This is a genomic window from Micromonospora sp. DT229 (genome assembly GCF_049844505.1).
GTDB lineage: Bacteria > Actinomycetota > Actinomycetes > Mycobacteriales > Micromonosporaceae > Micromonospora.
Genome location: NZ_JBNCLD010000010.1, coordinates 203,280 through 221,768 on the forward strand (window position 1 = coordinate 203,280; position 18,489 = coordinate 221,768).

17 protein-coding genes, 1 tRNA gene and 1 pseudogene are annotated in these 18,489 nt (G+C 69.1%); 11 read left to right on the forward strand and 8 right to left on the reverse strand.

Translation table 11 applies throughout. The features are described from left to right. Nucleotides 1–40: 40 nt before the first annotated feature. From ACLQ2T_RS18235 to ACLQ2T_RS18255, 5 genes are all read left to right on the forward strand, one after another. Nucleotides 41–2,665, forward strand: a complete 2,625-nt coding sequence (locus ACLQ2T_RS18235) for an FtsK/SpoIIIE domain-containing protein (RefSeq protein ID WP_425767548.1) — start codon at nt 41–43, stop codon at nt 2,663–2,665. Continuing rightward, nucleotides 2,662–3,330 (forward strand): hypothetical protein, encoded by a 669-nt coding sequence (locus ACLQ2T_RS18240; protein ID WP_425767549.1) that lies wholly within the window; start codon nt 2,662–2,664, stop codon nt 3,328–3,330. Before ACLQ2T_RS18235 ends, ACLQ2T_RS18240 begins: the two co-directional genes overlap by 4 nt. Before the next feature lie 66 nt (nt 3,331–3,396). Next, nucleotides 3,397–3,657 carry a hypothetical protein gene (locus tag ACLQ2T_RS18245; protein WP_425767550.1) on the forward strand — a complete coding sequence of 87 codons (261 nt, stop codon included), beginning with the start codon at nt 3,397–3,399 and terminating at the stop codon, nt 3,655–3,657. 24 nt (nt 3,658–3,681) lie between these two features. Continuing rightward, the gene (locus ACLQ2T_RS18250; RefSeq protein ID WP_425767551.1) at nt 3,682–4,317 is read left to right on the forward strand and encodes a hypothetical protein; all 636 of its coding nucleotides are present in this window, start codon (nt 3,682–3,684) and stop codon (nt 4,315–4,317) included. Nucleotides 4,318–4,587: 270 nt separating this feature from the next. Next, nucleotides 4,588–4,932: a hypothetical protein gene (locus tag ACLQ2T_RS18255; protein WP_425767571.1), complete on the forward strand. Its 345-nt coding sequence runs from the start codon at nt 4,588–4,590 to the stop codon at nt 4,930–4,932. Nucleotides 4,933–4,980: 48 nt separating this feature from the next. Here the strand turns inward: ACLQ2T_RS18255 and ACLQ2T_RS18260 are convergent, their stop codons facing one another. Genes ACLQ2T_RS18260 through ACLQ2T_RS18270 form a run of 3 tightly spaced genes read right to left on the reverse strand, consistent with a single transcriptional unit; the run spans nt 4,981 to nt 6,003 of the window. Continuing rightward, a complete protein-coding gene (locus ACLQ2T_RS18260; protein ID WP_425767552.1) occupies nt 4,981–5,388 on the reverse strand; it encodes a hypothetical protein in 408 nt (135 codons plus the stop codon). Further along, a complete protein-coding gene (locus tag ACLQ2T_RS18265; protein WP_425767553.1) occupies nt 5,385–5,666 on the reverse strand; it encodes a hypothetical protein in 282 nt (93 codons plus the stop codon). Before ACLQ2T_RS18265 ends, ACLQ2T_RS18260 begins: the two co-directional genes overlap by 4 nt. A 1-nt stretch (nt 5,667) precedes the next feature. After that, a complete protein-coding gene (locus tag ACLQ2T_RS18270; RefSeq protein WP_425767554.1) occupies nt 5,668–6,003 on the reverse strand; it encodes a hypothetical protein in 336 nt (111 codons plus the stop codon). A gap of 388 nt (nt 6,004–6,391) precedes the next feature. Between ACLQ2T_RS18270 and ACLQ2T_RS18275 the strand changes: the two genes are divergently transcribed. Both ACLQ2T_RS18275 and ACLQ2T_RS18280 read left to right on the forward strand, forming a co-directional pair. Then, the gene (locus tag ACLQ2T_RS18275; protein WP_425767555.1) at nt 6,392–7,279 is read left to right on the forward strand and encodes a helix-turn-helix domain-containing protein; all 888 of its coding nucleotides are present in this window, start codon (nt 6,392–6,394) and stop codon (nt 7,277–7,279) included. Next, nucleotides 7,276–7,482, forward strand: coding sequence for a DUF397 domain-containing protein (locus tag ACLQ2T_RS18280; protein ID WP_425767556.1), 207 nt, complete (start codon nt 7,276–7,278; stop codon nt 7,480–7,482). The genes ACLQ2T_RS18275 and ACLQ2T_RS18280 overlap by 4 nt, the downstream gene beginning before the upstream one ends. Nucleotides 7,483–7,550: 68 nt before the next feature. On the opposite strand, the gene ACLQ2T_RS18285 is transcribed toward ACLQ2T_RS18280, so the two are convergent. Then, entirely contained in the window at nt 7,551–9,131 is a 1,581-nt protein-coding gene (locus tag ACLQ2T_RS18285) for a hypothetical protein (RefSeq protein WP_425767557.1), read from the reverse strand. Between the two features lie 966 nt (nt 9,132–10,097). Here ACLQ2T_RS18285 and ACLQ2T_RS18290 point away from each other — a divergent pair. The 3 genes and pseudogenes from ACLQ2T_RS18290 to ACLQ2T_RS18300 all read left to right on the forward strand — a co-directional run. Beyond that, a complete protein-coding gene (locus tag ACLQ2T_RS18290; RefSeq protein WP_425767558.1) occupies nt 10,098–10,973 on the forward strand; it encodes a replication-relaxation family protein in 876 nt (291 codons plus the stop codon). 404 nt (nt 10,974–11,377) lie between these two features. Next, nucleotides 11,378–11,626: a hypothetical protein gene (locus ACLQ2T_RS18295; RefSeq protein WP_425767559.1), complete on the forward strand. Its 249-nt coding sequence runs from the start codon at nt 11,378–11,380 to the stop codon at nt 11,624–11,626. 93 nt (nt 11,627–11,719) lie between these two features. Further along, nucleotides 11,720–12,805: pseudogene (locus ACLQ2T_RS18300) on the forward strand (recombinase family protein); the annotation flags it as partial. Between the two features lie 9 nt (nt 12,806–12,814). On the opposite strand, the gene ACLQ2T_RS18305 reads toward ACLQ2T_RS18300, so the two are convergent. The 3 genes from ACLQ2T_RS18305 to ACLQ2T_RS18315 form a co-directional block, all read right to left on the reverse strand. Next, nucleotides 12,815–13,213: a hypothetical protein gene (locus ACLQ2T_RS18305; RefSeq protein ID WP_425767560.1), complete on the reverse strand. Its 399-nt coding sequence runs from the start codon at nt 13,211–13,213 to the stop codon at nt 12,815–12,817. 118 nt (nt 13,214–13,331) lie between these two features. Beyond that, nucleotides 13,332–13,404: transfer RNA gene (locus ACLQ2T_RS18310), tRNA-Ala, on the reverse strand. A 92-nt stretch (nt 13,405–13,496) separates the two neighbouring features. Continuing rightward, on the reverse strand, nt 13,497–14,087 hold the full coding sequence (locus ACLQ2T_RS18315; protein ID WP_425767572.1) for a YqgE/AlgH family protein: 591 nt from the start codon (nt 14,085–14,087) through the stop codon (nt 13,497–13,499). A 263-nt stretch (nt 14,088–14,350) separates the two neighbouring features. Between ACLQ2T_RS18315 and mdlC the strand changes: the two genes are divergently transcribed. Then, on the forward strand, nt 14,351–15,946 hold the full coding sequence (gene mdlC, locus ACLQ2T_RS18320; RefSeq protein ID WP_425767561.1) for a benzoylformate decarboxylase: 1,596 nt from the start codon (nt 14,351–14,353) through the stop codon (nt 15,944–15,946). A gap of 84 nt (nt 15,947–16,030) precedes the next feature. Here the strand turns inward: mdlC and ACLQ2T_RS18325 are convergent, their stop codons facing one another. Further along, a complete protein-coding gene (locus ACLQ2T_RS18325) occupies nt 16,031–18,223 on the reverse strand; it encodes a GDSL-type esterase/lipase family protein (protein ID WP_425767562.1) in 2,193 nt (730 codons plus the stop codon). Nucleotides 18,224–18,489 lie beyond the last annotated feature (266 nt).

Sequence of the window (18,489 nt, forward strand, 5' to 3'; positions counted from 1 at the left end):
GCCAGAGATCGCGGTCCATCGGTCCCGGGGAGACGTTGGCATGGAGTCGGTGGCGTCGGCCTTCGGTCGGGCGGTGACGGCGCATCGAGAAGCGGTATCGCATGCGGAAGCCGCCCGTGCGCGGTTGCGCGCTGGTGCCGGCGGGGACGGCGTGTCGGCGCAGGCCAGTGAAGATGCTCGGCGTTTCGCCGCCGGTATGCAGCGAATGGCCGAGGGACTGACGCCGGGCTGGCTCGGTTGCCGGCTGGACGCTGCTGCCGCGAGCCTTCCGACAGGTGTGGATGCGGCTGCGGGTCGTCCACTTCCTGTTCGGCTGGGTGAGGCATCCCCGGCCACTGGCAGCGTCTTCGGTGTCGTCGTGCCGTTCCTGGGTGCCGGTCATCTGACCATCGACAGCGACGCCCGCGAGCCGTCCGTAGCGCGGTGGCTGCGCGGCGTGCTGCTGCGAGTGCTTGCGGCGTTGCCAGATGGCGCGCTTCGGGTCACGGCTGTTGACGGGGCGACGCTCGGTGCGGTGTTCGGTCCGTTCCGCGCGATGGTGGAGGCGGAGGCCTGGCGGCGCCCTGCGGTCGACCTTCCGGGCTTTCAGCAGGTGTTGGCGGAGGCGGAGGAGCGGATCGAGCGGGTTCAGGCCGGCGAGGCGGATCCGTCGGTGCTGCTGTTGTGTGTCGCGGCGCCGCCTGCCGGTGCGGGGCGTACGGAGTGGTCGCGGTTGGCGGCGATCGCGCACGCCGGTCCGGCTGCAGGTGTGTTCCTGCTGGTGGCCGGCTATCCGCCGCCACAGCACCCGGGGCTGGAGGCGGCGCCTCGCCTGGAGCGGACGACGCAACTGACGGCGGCCGGTGAAGGGTTCTTCCGGGTCTCTGACCCGCCGGGTCCGTACCGGTTCAGCGCTGACGGCACAGGCTTGGCGGTGCCGATGCGGCTGGACGGCGGCCCGCCGGACGATCTGGTCGAGGCGGTCTGTCGCAGGTTGGCGAAAGCCGCGCGGGTGCAGGCGTCCACGGACTTCACGGCGTTGATGCCGGCCGAGATGTGGCAGGAGTCGTCGGTCGGGGGCTTGCGGACCGTGGTGGGCCGGGAGGGCCGCGCCGAGTGCGTGCTCGCGCTGGATGATGCGACGCCGCACTGGCTGGTGGGTGGGCGTACCGGGTCGGGCAAGACGGTCTTCCTGCTGGACGTGCTCTACGGCCTTGCCTCGCGCTACTCGCCGGACGAGTTGGGCCTGTATCTGCTGGACTTCAAGGAGGGGGTGTCGTTCGCGGAGTTCACCCCGACGGCGGTGGACCCGTCGTGGATCCCGCACGCCCGCACCGTCGGTATCGAGTCCGATCGGGAGTACGGGCTGGCGGTGCTGCGCACGCTGTCGCGGGAGATGACCCGGCGGGCGACCGAGCTGAAGCGGGCCGGGGTGACGAAGCTTGCCGACCTGCGGGCAGGGCGGCCGGACGTGGCGATGCCGCGGCTGGTGGCGGTGATCGACGAGTTCCATGTGCTGTTCGAGGGAAACGACGCGGTGGCCCGGCAGGCGGTGGCGCTGCTGGAGGAGCTGGCGCGTAAGGGCCGCTCGTACGGCATCCACTTGGTCCTGGCGTCGCAGACGATCTCCGGGGTGGAGGCGCTGTTCGCCAAGACCGAGTCGATCTTCGGGCAGTTCCCGCTGCGGGTCGCGCTCGCCGGTGGGGGCGGGATCCTCGACCAGCTCAACGACGGCGCCGACAACCTTCCGATCGGCGCAGCCGTCATCAACGCGGCGGCCGGGATAGCGGGAGCGAACCGGGTGATCCGCTTCCCGAACGCCGATGCCGCGTCGGTGACCGCGCAGCGACACCTGCTGTGGAACGCCCGCCCGCCAGGCGACGCGCCACCCGCGGTGTTCGCCGGCTACGCCGAGCAGCATCCCAACGCCGATCCCACCTTCGCCCGCCTGTCCCCGGACGTGCGGCGACGGCGGGCACTGGTCGGCCGTGCCGTCGACGTCGGCCTGCCGACCGCAGGGTTCACCCTCGACGCCACTCCGGGCAGCCATCTGGCCGTGCTCGGCACCTCCCCAGTCGGAGCCGACATCCTGTACGCAGCCGCGGTCAGCCTGGCCCGCCAACACGCCCCCGGCACCGCCCGCTTCCTCGTCGCGCCGCTGGTCGCCGCCGCCGACCAGGCGGCCGACGCCGCCGTCGAGGCGATCACCGCAGCCAGCCACCCGTGCGAAACGATCACTTCGAACCAGTATCGGACGCATCTGGTCGACCTCGCGCAGCCCCCCGACTCTGCTGGCGGGCAGGCGACGTACCTGGTGGTGTTCGGCGCCGACGCCGCGAGCAACCTCCTCGCGGCCAGCGACCCGACCACCTACCGCTCCGGGCACGAGGACCTGCGGGCCGTGTTGGCCAACGGTCCCGGCCACGGCGTGCACCTGCTCGGCTGGTGGCGCACCCTGAGCCGGTTCAACGACGACGTCGGCCCCACCGGCGGCGGTGAGGTCGCCTGCCTCGTCGCGCTCAACCTGCCCAGCAGCGACATCGGCTCCCTGCTCGGCGACTACGCCTCCGAGTGGCAGTCCCGCCCCAACCGGGCCCTGCTGATCGACCGCAACGACAACCGCCGCACCCTCATCGTCCCCTACGTACGCCCCGGCACCCTCGACCAGATCGACGACCTCACATGAGCGACCCCGTCACCCCGATGCCCCGCGACGGCGGGTGGGCCGCCTACACCGACCACGCCCGCCGCCTTGCGGCCCTCCTACAGAACGAACGCTCACGAGCCGAGCAGCAGGCCACAGCAAGCCGCAGCGGGCAGGCCGCCCTCGACCAGATCACCCACCGGCTCGCAACTCAGCGGCAACACCTTCACCAGCTCGCCGCCACGCTGCGCCTGCCCGAGCCGCACATCGGCGGCATCGCCCCCAGCCCGGTTCCGGACCCGGCCGAGGCGCTTCGCCGGGCCGCCGCAGCCGCCGACGCGGCCGACACCGCTGCCGAGCACGCCCATCGGCAGGCCGCGCAACCACCACTGCTGCCAGGGCTCACGCCGCTGGCCCGCAACGCTCTCGTCTACACCGCCGCGGCGACCCTCGGCACCCTCGCCTCGCTGCTGATGCTCGCCGTCAGCCCCGATGCTGACCTCGGCCGCATCCCGTGGCAACTCGTGCCCTGGTCGCTGTGTGGGCTGCCCGCGCTGGCGTTCTTCGCCGGCTACCTCACGATCAGCCTCGTCGGTCAGCCGCGGGTCGGCGGAGGGGGTACTCGGTCCGCCCGCGCAGGCGGAGTGATCTGTTTTGTCGGCATGCCGATCTTGTGGTTCATCTTCATCGCCGCGACCCGAGGCTGAACCCGCAGACGCACCTGCCGCCGGTGGCGGGGCGTTGGACACCACGACCCAGGGGAGGAACATCCAGTGGCCACCATCGGAGACATCAAGGCGGGCCTGGCCCACGGCAAGTCCGAAGCCGACAGGGCGCTCGCCCAACTCGCTGGCGTCAATGCCCAAGTCGACCGGGCCATCGCCGTGCTCCAAGCCCTCGCCGCCGGCACCCAGCAGCCCGCCGTCATGGGTGCCATCGGCAAACTCAGCGCCGCAAAGCAGAAGTTTGGCGAGGGCGCCGGCCTCATTCAGGCCGCCATCGCCCAGACCGAGAAGTACAACGCAGTCCTCTGATACCGATCCTCGGAAGGTCACCCGATGCCCACCGTCATCGTTCCCGTCGGCCTCAACCTCGGCCCCTCCTACCGGTACGTCACCCCGCCCGATCCGACCCCGGAGTACTGGGAGGTGCGGCTCGGCAGCGACTCCGAGGAACTGACCGACGAAGAGTTCCAGGTATGGGGGCGAGCCTTCCTCGACCCAGAGCGGCACGCTCGCTTGGAGGTCAACCGCGAGACACTTAAGCGGGATGTGATCGCAGCCGGCAACGGACCTGCCAACCCCGGGCCGGTCATCGACCGGCTCCTCGACCGGGGGCTACTGATCGAGTTCGACCCGGACAGTGAACTGGAGAAGGCGTTCCGGCGGATCAAGCTCCACCCGCTCGCGGAAGGCATGGGCAACACCCCGGAGGAGCCGGACCGACGCCTCATCGGCCATAACGGGCAGGCCCTCGTCAAGGTGAACTTCACCGTCTACAACCTGTGGGCGTTCTCCTCGACCGTTGGCTCCTTGTGGGACGCCTGTGCAATCGCTACTCAGCTTGCAGCCGAGCAACGCGCTAGCGGTGAGGACATCGACGAGATGACAGCGGGTGAGCTGGCGCTCGATGCGGCCAAGGTAATTCCTATGCTCGTTGCCGCTGGGTGCGCCTTCTTGGAACCGGCGCAGTAAACGATGTTCGGGCTGGGCAGACAAGGTCGAGGTCGAACGAGGGATGCACGAGTCCCGGGCACCCGTGGGAAGGCGGCTGGAGCGCTCACGGCGGCAGCGGGAGCTGTACGTGACACCGCCATCGAGTCTGCTCGGGAAGGCATCACCAAGGTCAGCGAGAAGGTCGGCAAGGCTGCAGGGGCGGGGTTAGCCGTTGCGGCCACTGCAGCCGCCGACGCTGCGGGTTACCACCCGTCCCCTCTGATCGCGGTTGGTGCCGCCTACGCCGGTATGAAAGTCGGCGGCCTGGCCGGGCGGGCCATGAACGCCGGACTGGATCGGATCACCGCCGGGCGGGGTGGCGGTCCGATCGGGTCGGTGATGGCGGAGTTGAGCATGGTGCTGCAGACGCTCGATCAGGTGGGTCGTGGCATCGCCGAGGTCGTCGACTCGGTGAACAAGGCCCAGGCTCACTTCCAAAAGGTCAGCCGGGGCGGGGGCAACAACCTGCTGAACAGCGCGGTGCGTGCGTGCCGACAAGCGCCTGTCCGTCTCGAAGAGGGCGTGGACGAGGTCAACCAGGCCCAGGACCTCGTCGGTAAGCACTTGGTGGCAGTGGCGACGGCCGGGGGCTGAGCACCGGCCGTCGCCACATTCCGCCCGCGTTTCGGAGTCCGCGGGGAGTTAGCCAGCCGACGGGTCGCGCGGTGCCGGCTCTTCGGCTTGCGGGAGCCGTTGGGTGCCGGGCTGCCGGGGCCCGATATCGCTCTGCTCGTCGTATGTCGGCTCGACCTTCCGCTTGCCCTCGGTCGGCTGCCGAGGCGGCATGTCGATGCCGATTGCTCGGGCGTACTCGGCGAGGATGTCGCCGGCTTCGGCGAGCAGCCATGAGCCGTCGCGGAGCTTGACGATTCCTTGGGCGTAGTTGCCCAGTGCCCGGTTGACCAGGGGGTTGGTGGCTCCAGTGGTCAGTGCACGGAACTCGGCTCGGGCGTTCTCGGCGTCCTGGATGACGACCTTGGTCAGGTCCTGCTGTTGGCCGATGGAGACGTGCAGGTCTCGTAGCGCGGCGGCGATGTCGGGCAGGGTCACGGTTGGTACCTCCGGGTGAGGTCGGCTGCGGGATCAGGGCCGGCAGTGATGCGGCGGGCGTTGATGAGCTGCGGTCGGGTCGCGCCGGGAGTTCTTCGGGGCAGGCGGCCGTAGCGGGTGAAGGTGGCGACGGCTTGCTCGTTGGTGGGGCAGGGGCCGATGAGCTGGCAACGCAGGCAGTAGCCGGTGGCGCTGGAGGTGACGTGCTCGTCGAGCGCTCGCTGCGCGGTCGTGAGCTGGTCGATGGCCGCTGCGGATAGGTAGACGGTGGCGCCCATGTCATTCCTGCGGCTGTGGGAGGGCGCCGACGCGGGCGAGTACCTGCCGGAAGCGTCCGGCGCGGCCGGGCGAGGGCATTTCGATGCCTTCGAGCCACACCCACTGGCCGTCGTACCAAAGGCTGAGGTCGAGGCGGACGCAGACGATCCGCAGCCGTAGCGGGCCGCTGCCGTGCTGGTAGTCCTGTTCGCGTAGGTGCACGACGTCGCCGGGCGCGACGCCGACTACAGGTGTGATCGGCGTCGGGGTCACAGTCCGCTCGTCCAACTCGTCCGGCCGGGACGCGGGCGGGATCTGCGGCCTCCGCAGTCGGGGCAGTTCAGTGCCGACCCGCACCGTCGGCACCATCGGGACTTGACCTTGAACAGGAACAGTCCGGCGGCGAAGCCGAGCATCGCGACCACCGCTAGGACGAGGGATGGAACCACTGCGTTGCCTCCCTGACTCGGCTCTCGGCAGGGACGCAGCCCGCTTCGGGTGACGGGCTGCGTCCCTGCCGAGAGGCGTCCGAGGCCGGACGGGCGGTGAGCCCCTGGGAGCGCGAGCCCACCGCCGTACCGCGCGGCTTTGATGAGCCGCACCGGCCTGACATGCTCATGCCCATAGTGCCTATGCACTAGTGAGAATGCAAGGATTGCATTCGCATGTACGTCACTTGCCTGGCCTGCCTGGAGGTTGCATCCGCACGGCGGGCACACTCTGACTACGACAGGAGCGAAGGGACATGGAGTTGTCAGCTCGACGGCAACCGCCCACCGTGCGCCTCCGGCGGCTCGCGGCGGAGCTGCGCGGACTGCGTACCGCGGCCGGCCTCACCCGCGACGAGGTCAGCGAGCAGACCGGCATCAATCCCGCCACCCTCTACCGCATCGAGACGGCCAAGGTCCGCCCGCAGCGGCGCACCCTGATGGCGATGCTGGACAAGTACGGCGTCACCGACGAGGACAAGCGCAGCGAGCTGATCGCCCTGTCCCGCCAGGCCGCGCAGCTGGGCTGGCTCCAGGCGTACGAGTCGGAACTGCCGGAGCTCTACACCACGTACATCAGCTTCGAAGCCGAAGCCCGCTCGGTCCGCAACTATGAGTCGCTCTTCGTCCCGGGCCTCCTGCAGACCGACAACTACGCCCGCGCCGTCATCCGGGGCGTGTTGCCGTTGGCGACCGACGCGGACGTGCAGGCCCGGGTGGAGGCGCGCATGCAGCGGCAGGAGTCGCTCCGCAAGACTGAGCCGCTACACCTCTGGGCGATCCTCGACGAAGCCGTCCTGCACCGGCTGACTGGCGGACCAGCCGTCATGGCGGAACAGCTGGATGCCCTGGCGAGCGCGGCGGGCCAGCCGCAGGTCACGCTTCAAGTCATCCCGTTCGCCTCGGGCGCGCACGCCGGCATGCCCGGCTCGTTCGTCGTCATGGACTTCCCCGACCCGGCCGATCCCGCCCTGGTGTACGTCGACAGCATGGCCGGCGACCTGTTCCTCGAACGGGAAGCAGACGTCCGCCGCTACACCAGCACGTTCGAACACCTCCGCGCTACCGCACTCGACCCAACCAGCTCGATCAAGCTGATCCAGGAACACGCCGCGGCAATCAGTCAGGGAGGAGGTACGGGATGACCTCAGTCGACCTGTCCCGCGCCCAGTGGAAGAAGAGCACCCGATCCAGCGGGAACGGCCAATGCGTCGAGGTCGCCAACCTCGCCGACGCGGTAGCTCTCCGGGACAGCAAGGACCCAACGGGCCCGGCTCTCCTGTTCCGCCGGGATGATTGGACGAGCTTCTTGGTCGGCGCCAAGTACGGGCACTTCACCCATCAGTAGGCGAATGCCTCCGTCGGACGGGCCCAACAGGCCGTCGACGAACGGGGCCGCGCTTCTGCGCATGGCCGCTACCTGCGCCACCAGGTTGCGCGTCCGCGCATGCCGTGGTGCCAGGCCTCGGCCTGGAGCCGGGTCGCGTCGATAGCCTGTTGGTCGCGTTCGGAGCGGTATTCGCGGTGGGGCTCGGTGGGGCTCCAGTCGCCGATGAAGGGCCGCAGGTCGCCGGGCTTCGGCTCGATGTCGAAGCCGATCTCGGCGAGGGTTCGTTCCCCTTGTGTGGGGTCGAGGCGGTCGGCGGCGGCTCGGGCCCAGTCGATCCATCGGGTGCGGTTGCCCGAGTCGGCCAGTTGGTCGAGTGCGGCGTGTTCGAGGGCGTCGCAGAAGGCGCGGATCTCGTTGGCGGAGATCCAGGAGTCGTAGGCCCGCCGGAACGCCTTCTTGCGCAGGAGTTCCGCGGCCTGGGGACGGGCCTCGTCGATGGCCGCCTGCCAGCGGCGACGCTCCTCGGCCTCCCGCCGATTCAGCTCGGCGACGTATTCGTCGTGGGCCCGCTGAGCAGCCTGCTTAGCTTCCTCGTCTGCGGCGATGCCGGCTTCGACGTCGCGGATGATGCGGGGAAGGCGCTTCTCCAGGGTGGTCCGCTTGTCATCGGCCCAGGTGTCCTTCTTGTCCCAGCCGGCGCGGGCGATTTCCATCCGCAGCCGGCCGGAGGCGACCCGGTCGGTCTTGGGGAGCACCATCCACCGGTTGCGCCGTAGCTGCCGGGCCTCTTGCTCGGTGGGGACGTGGGGGATCTCGTCGTACTCCTCGATCAACCGGACTCTGCGACGGGTCTTGTCGACTTGGAGGTAGACCGACGGGTTCTTGGTCTTGGTGTTCACACCGACCCGGTGGCCTCGCCGTCGGGCTTCGGCGGCGAGGCCGCGGATCAGGTCCAGCGCCCGGGGAACGGATGTCTCCGTGACCTCCAGCCCGGCCGGGTTCTTCTCCAGGGCGGTGAACACGAGGTCGGGGTCGGTGGTGACGCGGCGGGTGTTGAGCCGGATCCGGTTCCAGTCCGTCTCGTCGGGGTCGTCGTCGTTGGACAGGCGAATGATGAGGTCTCCGGCGGCGCGGCCGGTGTGCTTGAGGTGGAACCCGGCGGGCACGAGACCGTGCTGCTTGGCCGCGTGAATGACCCGCCGCCACCGGGCCCGTTCCTCAGAGTCGGGGCTCTCGACTCGCACCGTTCCGCCCTCGGCCTGGAGGCGCTCCACGAGTTGCCGGGCCTGCTCCACCATCGCAGCGGCCGGGGTACCCGCCGAGCCTGCCGCGGCGACGGCGCCACCGGCTTCCGACCTGGCCGACGCCGACTCACCCCGCTTGGCGGCGTTGACGATGCGGGCTCGCTGGCGGGGAGCCGCCGCGCCGCCCAGGAGCCGGTCGGGATGGTCAGGGTGGATGCCGTTGTCGAGGTAGAAGCGGCCGGCGTCGGTGATCTGCGCCCGCCATACACCGCCTCGGCGGCTGACGTCGACGAGCCGGCGGTTCTGCAACGCCCGAGCGGAGAGACGTTGATCGACGCCGTCGGGGCCGCTGAGGTCGTCACCGTCACCGATGCGCCGCAGCAACGGCAGCTGGTGTTCCTTCAGCGGATCCCACTTCTGCACGCTCTCGACCTTCGACGGCTACGACTCGATGCGCAAGGAACGACACCCCGCCGTCGAGTGGACGCAGGTGGACTGAGGAGCACTAGGGATAACGGAGGCGAACGCAGCAGCACAGAGAGATGCAACCGTCAAGACCCGTTATCTTATCGTTATCGACGATGGGCTTGACCCGGTATGGGTTGCCGGGGCGTACTGGATGAGCGTTCCCCGCGCGGCCGGCCTGTCCCGGTCGCGGCCCGACGCAGGCGGCACCCCTTCCGGTGGCGCCTGTCGTCGTTCACGGCACACGTCGCCGGGACGGGGGCGCTGGGTGATAGGAGGACCGCTGATGAGGGACCTGACGCCGGCGAGTTAAGCCGCCGCCCACGACGGGGCGCTTGCGCTTCTGTCGTGGTAAGTCCCTGCCGACGAGCACCGGGGCGCCGTTGGACGCTGTTAAAGACCGTCGGCACGTCGCGTGCTCGACTCCGCCGCTTATCCCTGTTCGCATCGACGGCGACCTGCCCTGTCAGGTCGTCGCGACCACTGCTGCCCGAATCCGGTCGGCCCCTCGCGGGGCTGACTCGTTCGTTGACATCTCCACAGTGACACCTGACCTCCGCATGTCAAGGTCCCGGCCGGCGTCACCCGGCGCAGACCCGCTCTGCCCGCCGTCCGGCGACATCCGCCCCGCACAACCCAACAAGAAACCCCTTCTCACCTTGGAGTACACCCTGTTCACGCAACGATCCTCACCGCCGCCGCTGGCGGCTACCGCATCTCCGACGTCTCCCGCTGACAGCGGCGGGCTTGACCTCCCGTTGCGGGTCCGGCCGGGTCTCCCACTTGGCGTCCCGCTTCAACAGGACCCTCAACCGGACCCACTGCTTCGGCTCACAGCCCAGGCCAGAGCCGCTGTCAACAGGGTCTGTCGTGATGCGACAGACCCTCCGACTGGGTCTCTCCCCCCTGGGCTGGTGGTGACGCATGCCTGATCAGCTGCTTCGGGTGCAGGCTCAGCTCACCGACCGCGACCTCGTCCTGCTCGGCTGGCTGGCCGACCACGGCGTGCTCACCTCCTTCCAGATCGCCGAAGCCCTCTACCCATCGGTCGACTACGCCCAGGAACGCCTGCGGGCGCTGACGCACACGTTGGGGGTGGTGGACCGGTTCCGGCCGCAGAAGCCCGACGGCGGCTCCTACCCCTACCACTACGTGCTGGCGCAGCTCGGCGTCGAGGTCGTCGCCGCGCAGCGCGGCGACGACCTGCCGCGCAAGGACCAGGCCCGCAAAAGGCGGTGGCATCTGACGAGGCGGGCGAACCTGCCGCACCTGCTCGGGGTCAACGGCTTCTTCACCGCCCTGGCCGGTCACGCCCGCACCCACCCCGGCAGCGAACTGTTGCGGTGGTGGCCGGCGGGACGCTGCCAGCAGATGGGCGCCTTCGCCGAACCCGACGACGACGTCACCGTCCGCATCTACCAGCCGGGATCACGGCCGGACGGACACGGCATCTGGGCCGAAGGCCACCGCAGGGTGCCGTTCTTCCTGGAACACGACCTCGGCACCGAACGGCCCCTGTCCCGCCTCGTCGACAAGATCGACGGATATCGGGAACTCGCGCACGTCACCGGCCGGATCTGGCCGGTGCTGTTCTGGCTGCACTCCCCAGCCCGCGAGCGGCACCTACACCAGGAACTCGCCGCCGCCGGGACCATCTACCCGGTGGCCACCGCCGTGCACGCCGACGTCACCGGCATCAACCCCGCAGAAGCCGTGTGGTGGCTGCACCGCCACCACGGGACGCCGATGCGCCTGGCCGACCTCCCCACCGCCGACAGTCGCACCGAGCAGGCCACTTGATCCCCCAGTAGCGGCCTGCCCCTGGTGGCCGGGCACGTGCCCACACAGGCGGCGAGGAGGGCTACCCGACGGCCCGGCAGCACGCGGCGTGCGGTGGCGGCCCGCACCATCCCCGACGAGGAGGGCAGACAGTACCTCTGCACTCGCCGTGACAGCAAGCCTTTGAGACTGTCAGCCGCTCTCCGGCAACCTGTGTGAGTTTCCGTGAGTCGCTGACAGTCCGATTCGCTACCCGGTGACAGCGCTCCGAGGTATCGTCCCCGCCCCTCACGGAAAGCAGAGCGACCTGCCACGAACCGCCTCTTCCGCATCAATCGGATCGATCGCGCGAATCCGCGCAGGAAAGGAAACCGCATGAACGAAGGACTCCGACCCCAGCAGCTTCACACGCTTTTCGGAGGACCGTGGCCACCGCGCCGTATGACGACGAAAACGCCGTCCGGAGCTATCCTGACGAACCGCATCCCGGCACCGCCACCAAAAGCAGCGGTGCGAAACACATCCCCACCAACGAAAGAGAAAAGACGATTCCGATGCGTATCGCACGCGTCGACACCATTCCCATGACCGCCGAAGACCTCGACAACGCCGCCGAAGCCCTCGCCGTCCTACTCAACCACTTCTGGCGCGAGTACCCCAACCTCGCCGCCTGAGCCCCCTCGCCCAACGTCGGCGGGCGGCCCACTCGCCCGTGGGCCGCCCGCCGGCCAACCCCACGCCGAACTCGCACGGAGGAACCACCTCTCATGGCAGGCAAGCCCACCCCCACCAGCCCACCGAAGCGGCGCGGCCGACGCGCCCCCACCACCACCCAGCCGGACGGCTCGACCGGACCATGCCGAGTGTGCATCTACATCCGGCGCTCCACCGACGACGAGCACCAGCCCTTCAGCCTGCTCGCCCAACGCACCGCCCTGCGACGGTACGTCGAGAACAATCCCGGCTGGGTCATCGTCTGCGAATTCGAAGACGACGCCTCCGGCGCCACCACCGAACGCCCCGGCCTCAAGAAAGCACTCGACGCGGCGAAAGCCGGAATGTACGACGTCCTGCTCGTCTACCGAGTCGACCGATTCAGCCGCAGCCTCGCCCACTTCGTCGACCTCGCCGCCACCCTCGACGCCGCCAACGTCCGCGTTGCCTCCGCCACCGAACCCGTCGACACCGGCGGCGCAGTCGGCCGCATGATGCTGCAATTCCTCGCCGTGTTCGCCGAATACGAACGCAACATGATCATCGACCGAGTGAAAAGCGGAATGACCGCGAAAGCCAGCAAAGGCCAATGGGCCGGCGGCACCCGCCCCTACGGCTACCTCGTCAACCCCGACACCCAACGCCTCGTCCCCCACCCCGACGAAGCACCCATCCTGCGGGACATCTTCCGCCTCTACACCCGCGACCGACTCGGCACCCGCGCCATCGCCACCGACCTCAACGCCCGTGGTGTTCCCAACCGGACCGGCAAACAGTGGTCCGGACACACCATCAACCGGATCCTGGACAACCCCGCCTACCTCGGGGACATCGCCTACCGCGACGTCTACGTCCCCGACGCCCACGAAGCACTCATCGACCGGGACACCTTCCGCCGCGCCCAGGACATCGCCAACGCGCGAGGTGACGTCCAAACCCAGCGGGCCATGTCCGACTCGGACTACTACCTCACCGGCCTACTGACATGTCCACGGTGCGGACAGCGCTACATCGGCACCTCCGCCAAAGGCCGCACCCGCCGCTACCGCTACTACACCTGCTTCACCCGCACCCGCTACGGCAAACACGCCACCTGCACCGCACCCCGGCTCCCCGCCGACGACCTCGACCACATGATCCTCAAAGCCCTACTCGACTTCTACACCACCGCCGAACCCGTCCTCGCCGCCATGATCCAACGCGCCCATACCCAACACGACACCACCACCGACGACCGACGCGCCGAACTCACCGCCACCGCCCACCAGATCACCAGCACCGAGAACGCGATCGACCGGTATCACACGGCGTTCGAGAACGGCACCATGGACGACGCCACCGCCGGACCCCGCATCCGCGAACTCCGCCAACGACTCGCCCAACTCCAAGCCCGGCACACCGAACTTGAAGCGAGCCTGACGTCCCAGCCCGCGCCCCCGCCGCCGGGCACCGTCGCCCGGATCCGCGACCACCTCAGCACCATCATGACCAGCGGCACCGCCACCGAACGCAAAGCCGCCATCGAGACCCTCATCGCCGAAGTCCAACTCACCGACCAGGGAGTCATACCCGTGTTCAAGATCCCCACCGACACGACAATGCCCCCGCCCGAAACGGACGGGGGCACTTCAGGAGTACCACCGGTTCGCACAATGGTGCGGTCGGTGGAGCCGAGGGGACTCGAACCCCTGACCCCCACACTGCCAGTGTGGTGCGCTACCAGCTGCGCCACGGCCCCTTGCTTTCGCACCCGGTTTCCCCGGGCACTGGAAGAACTATACACACGACGCCCGGCATGGTCATCTCGCGGGGTACCCCCCCTCGGGCGGGTCAGTTCAGGGCCACGTCGGGTGGAAAATGTGCCACCGCGGCCATCATGCCGCCCTGCCGGCGCAGCACCATGGGCCACAGGTCGTCGGGGCGCTCGACGAAGGCGTCGCCGGGCAGGGCGTCCAGCACGAACCAGGAGCCCTCCTCGATCTCCTGCTCCAGTTGCCCGGCGCCCCAACCGGCGTACCCGGCGAAGACCCGGATGGTCTGCACGTTCTCCCGCAGCCGCTCCGGATCGACGGACAGGTCCAGGGTGCCGACGGCTCCGGAGACCTGGTGGAAGCCCTTGAGGCGGCGGACCGGCGGATGCATCCGAGCCAGGCAGATCGCCGATTCGGGCTGCACCGGGCCGCCCTCGAACAACACCGCCGGGTGCCGGGCCAGATCGCCCCAGTCGCGCAGCACGTCGGCCACCGGTACCTCGGTGGCCCGGTTCAGCACCACCCCGAGCGCCCCGCCGGGCTCGTGGGCGACCAGCAGGACCACCGTACGGTCGAAGTTCGGATCTTTCAGTGCGGGCGTCGCCACCAGCAGTTTCCCGATCATCGACTCCATGGCCCGCCCGCCGATCGCCTGCCCCTCTCCCTGCATCACGCGTACCCGTCAGCCTCGTCGCGGCGGGCAGGGTCGGGCCGGCACACCAACGACAGGCCCCGCCGGTGTCATCCGCGCTGTCGTAGCCATGCCTGGCACGATAGCTTGCGACCCCGGCCGTGGCGACGGTCTGATTGCCCGGTGATCGACAATGGGGCCGGCGCATCCACCACAAGCTGCGGGAAGAGCCCGCCCCTCGGCGGCACCGGCAACGCCGAATGACCCTGCCGGCCGGAGCCACCCGGCTAGATTCAGGGGCGATGGCAACGGTCCGCGACACCACCTACGAGCTGCTCCGCGCACTGGGCATGACCACCGTCTTCGGCAACCCCGGGTCGACCGAGGAGCCCTTCCTACAGGCCTTCCCCGCTGACTTCCAGTACGTACACGCGCTGCACGAGGCCTCGGCGATCGGCATGGCCGACGGGTACGCCCAGGTGACCGGAGCCCCCGCGCATGTCAATCTGCACACCGCGCCGGGCACCGGTAACGCCATGGGCAACATCGTCACCGCCTGGCACAACCGAACCCCCCTGATCGTCACCGCCGGGCAGCAGACCCGGCAGATGCTGCTGCTCGAACCGCGTCTCACCGCCCGCCGTCCCACCGAGCTGCCCCAGCCGTACGTCAAATGGGCCCACGAACCGGTCCGCGCGCAGGACGTGCCGGCCTCGCTGATGCGGGCGTACGCCACTGCCGTCCAGCCACCGGCCGGGCCGGTCTTCCTCTCCCTGCCGCTGGACGACTGGGCGCAGCCCGCCGATCCCCTGCCTGAGGTCCGGACGGTGGCCACCCGGTTCGCGGCCGACCCGCAGCGGTTGCGGCAGTTCGCCGCCGCGCTGGCGGAGGCCCGGTCCCCGGTGGTGGTGCTCGGTGCGGCCGTGGACCGTGCCGGGGCCTGGGAGGCGGCGACAGCCCTGGCCGAGCGGCTGGTCGCGCCGGTCTGGTCGGCACCCGCGCCCGAACGCACCGCCTTCCCCGAGGACCACCCCTACTTCCAGGGGGTGCTGCCCTACGCCGCCGGGCCACTGGCCGAGCGGCTGGAGGGGCACGACATCGTGCTGGTGGTCGGTGCCCCGGTGTTCCGGTACTACCCGCACATTCCCGGGGCCACCGTGCCCGAGGGCGCCCGCCTGTTGCACGTCACGGACGATCCGGAGGAGGCCGCCCGCGCCCCGGTCGGTGACAGCCTGCTCGGCGACGCCGGCCTCACCCTCGCCGCCCTGGTGGAGCTGCTGCCGCGGGTGGACCGGCCGGCACCGGCTCCCCGACCCGATCCACCCTCGGTCGAGGACTCCCTTCCGCTCAGTGCGGACGCCCTCTTCGCCGCGTTGGCCCGACACTGGCCCGAGGACGCGGTGCTGGTGCAGGAGTCCCCGTCGAACCTCTCCGCGCTGCGCCGCCGCCTGCGGCTGCGCCGACCCGGCTCGTACTTCACGATGGCCAGCGGGGGCCTCGGGTACGGCCTTCCGGCGGCGGTCGGCATCGCCCTGGCCCAGCGCCACACCGGCCGGCACCGGCCGGTGGTGGCGGTGATCGGGGACGGGGCCTTCCACTACTCGGTGCAGGCCCTGTGGACCGCCGCCCAGCTGCGGCTGCCGCTGGTCGTGATCGTCCCGGTCAACCAGCAGTACGCCATCCTCAAGTCCTTCGCCGAGCTGAAGCACACCCCCGGGGTACCCGGGCTGGATCTTCCCGGCATCGACATCAGCGCGGTGGCCCGTGGCTACGGCTGCGCCACCACAGTGGTCGAGACCCCCGACCACCTAGGCCAGGCCCTCGACCTCGCCCTGCGCACGGAGGGGCCGACGGTGCTGCCCGTACCCATCAGCACCGACATCCCCCCGCTTCTGTAACGGAAGAGACCTACTTGGGCATCGTTTTGCGGCCCGGTCAGCAACGATCGCTGACCGGGCCGCAGAGTTACCAAGGCAGCGCGATCAGCCGACGGTGATGGTCGGACCGGGCGCGGGCAGCCCTTCGCCGACTGCGTTCACCGAGCACACCGCCAGAATGTACGAATGGCCGCTGGTCAGACCCGACAGCCGGATGGACCGCCCCGTGGTGGTCTGGCTGGCGACGACACTGCCCGGCACGGAGTTGTCCAGGTAGTAGACGCGATAGCTGTGTACCGTCCCGCTGTACGGACCGGTCGCAGCGTCCCAGCTTACGTCGATGTAGCCCTGCCCTGGTGTCGCCGTGATGTTCGGCGGACCAGCCGCAGTCTCCATCTGCGCGACGGTGGCCGACGCGATAGGCGACGAGCCGTTGGCCTCCAGGTTGCCGCGGGTGGCCACGACATAAAACTCGTAGCGATGCCCGGGTGCCACCCAGTTCACCGACCAGGAGTCGGCCGGAATCTGCAACGGCAACCGCTCGAACGGCCCGCCGAAAGTCGCGTCGCGCTGGTAGAGCCAGTAGCCACTGGCACCGAACGAGTGTTGCCACTCGAGCCTGATCCCAGCGGCGGTGGGGGTGGCGCGCATCCACGAGGGCGTGGTCGGAATGATCCTCGGGTTGGGGCCGATCGGACCTGGGTAGGGCCTGCCGACCTGGAATTCGTTCGCCAACACGTCAGCGAAGGCCTTGGCGATCTTGTTCTCTCCGTCGCCGTTGGGGTGCAGTCCGTCGTAGGCGTCGACGTACGGGTCGTATCCGTTGGCGATGTCCACCAGTCGTACGGGTGACGTCGCGGTGTTCAGTGCCCGCAGTGCCGGTCCCAGCTTCGCGTTGTACTCGCTGATCCGGGCACCCAGATCCGGCTGCACACTCAGCGGGGTGCGCTGCGGAACGGTGGCGACCAGCAGACGGATGTCGGGCTTGGCCGACCGGGCGTTGGTGATCAGTGCGCGCATGTCCGCGACCAGACCGTCCGGGTCTGACACGCCCCAGCCGAGGTCGTTGAAGCCCAACTCGACCAGCAGGTAGTTCGGCTGGTACTGGGAGACCCGAGCGGCGATGTCGTTCTTCGTCTGGTGGGCCTGGCGCCCCCATTGAGCGAAGTGGTCGCTGTCGAAGGTGAGGCCGTTGTAGTAGATGCCGTTGAAGTAGGGCGGCGCTGATTCATCCGGGAAGCCAGCCGGCAAATCCTTCGGCAGCCGGGTGGTGCCCCGGTACGGACCGACGAAGGCCACGTCCCGCCCAGCCATGCGCAGGTGCTGATCAAGTCGGTACCGCCAGGTGACGTCGCCCTCCAGGCCCTGGCTGATCGAGTCGCCGACCACCATGATCCGATCGACCTGGGGGCCGCTGGCCAACGGAACGGTCAGCCAGGCCCAGATCTGCGAATGATCCGAGTGCGGCGAACTGACCACGCTGGCTCCCCGGACAGCCACTGCCAGCGACACGAACAGGTAGTCGAACTTGTTGTTGCCGCCATGGGTTCGCTCGCCGGCGCGGCAGAACTGCTCGAAGCCACGGAGATCCACGTACCGTTCCTTGACTTCGTTCTCGCACGGGCTGAACGCCTCTTTGAGCGAGCCGTGCGCCTTCTTCCCCGTCTCACCCCCGTAACCGCTGTGGTAGAGGTTGCTCAACGTTCGGGAGAGCGGATGATCGTTGAAGTCGCCGCCCACGATCAAGGTGTAGCCGGAGTAGTCCCTGGCGAGGATTCTCTTGATCTCTTCCGCCTCCAGCTGACGCTGCGGGGCGTTCTCGCTGGTGGCGCTCAGATGGGTGCTGCAGACCACCAGCATCCGAAGGGACGAGCGCAGGCAGAGCATCTCGCGCTTCTCCATGCCGACCTGCGCGGCCAGTTCATGGGCGACCGGTTGCGGGTTGGGCAGAACGGTCTGGTCGTAGATGATGGCGTTGCCGAACGGCGAGTCGTGCCTACAGCTCGCTATCCGGCCGCTGCGACCCCGGATCGGGTCGAACCGCACCCGGTACTTGTTGGGTATCTGGGCTTCGACCCGTTCCAGCCAATCCTGACAGCCCTCGTTGACGATCAGAAACGCCAACTGGGACGCGCGACTGTTGATGTCCCGGGCCAATGCGTCGGGCGCTTCGTTGCCCTTGATGCCGTGTTCATCATTCCCGCCGGCCATGTTGAACTGACCGGCGACGAGGTCGAGATTCGTCACCGTGGGTTGCGAGGTGGCCAGCGCGATGCTGGCCTCCGCAGGGACAGGCACCAGCCCCACCCCGGCTGTTAACAAAAGCGTGGCGAGCAGCCGCCGAAATCTCATCGGACCCCCGTAGACATGCGTGGGGGCCAAGACATCCAGACGGCGCGCCCCCGTACGCGGCCTGGATGTCTAGCGATCTTGGACTACGTCACTCGATAAGGCAAGGGTGCGCCAGGATGATTGCCCTCAGAGGACCTAGTACGGCAGCCGCCGTTCGGGATCATGGCTGGAGTTCGAGGTTGAGGCGGCGTGTGTAGTGGGATTGTCGGGCT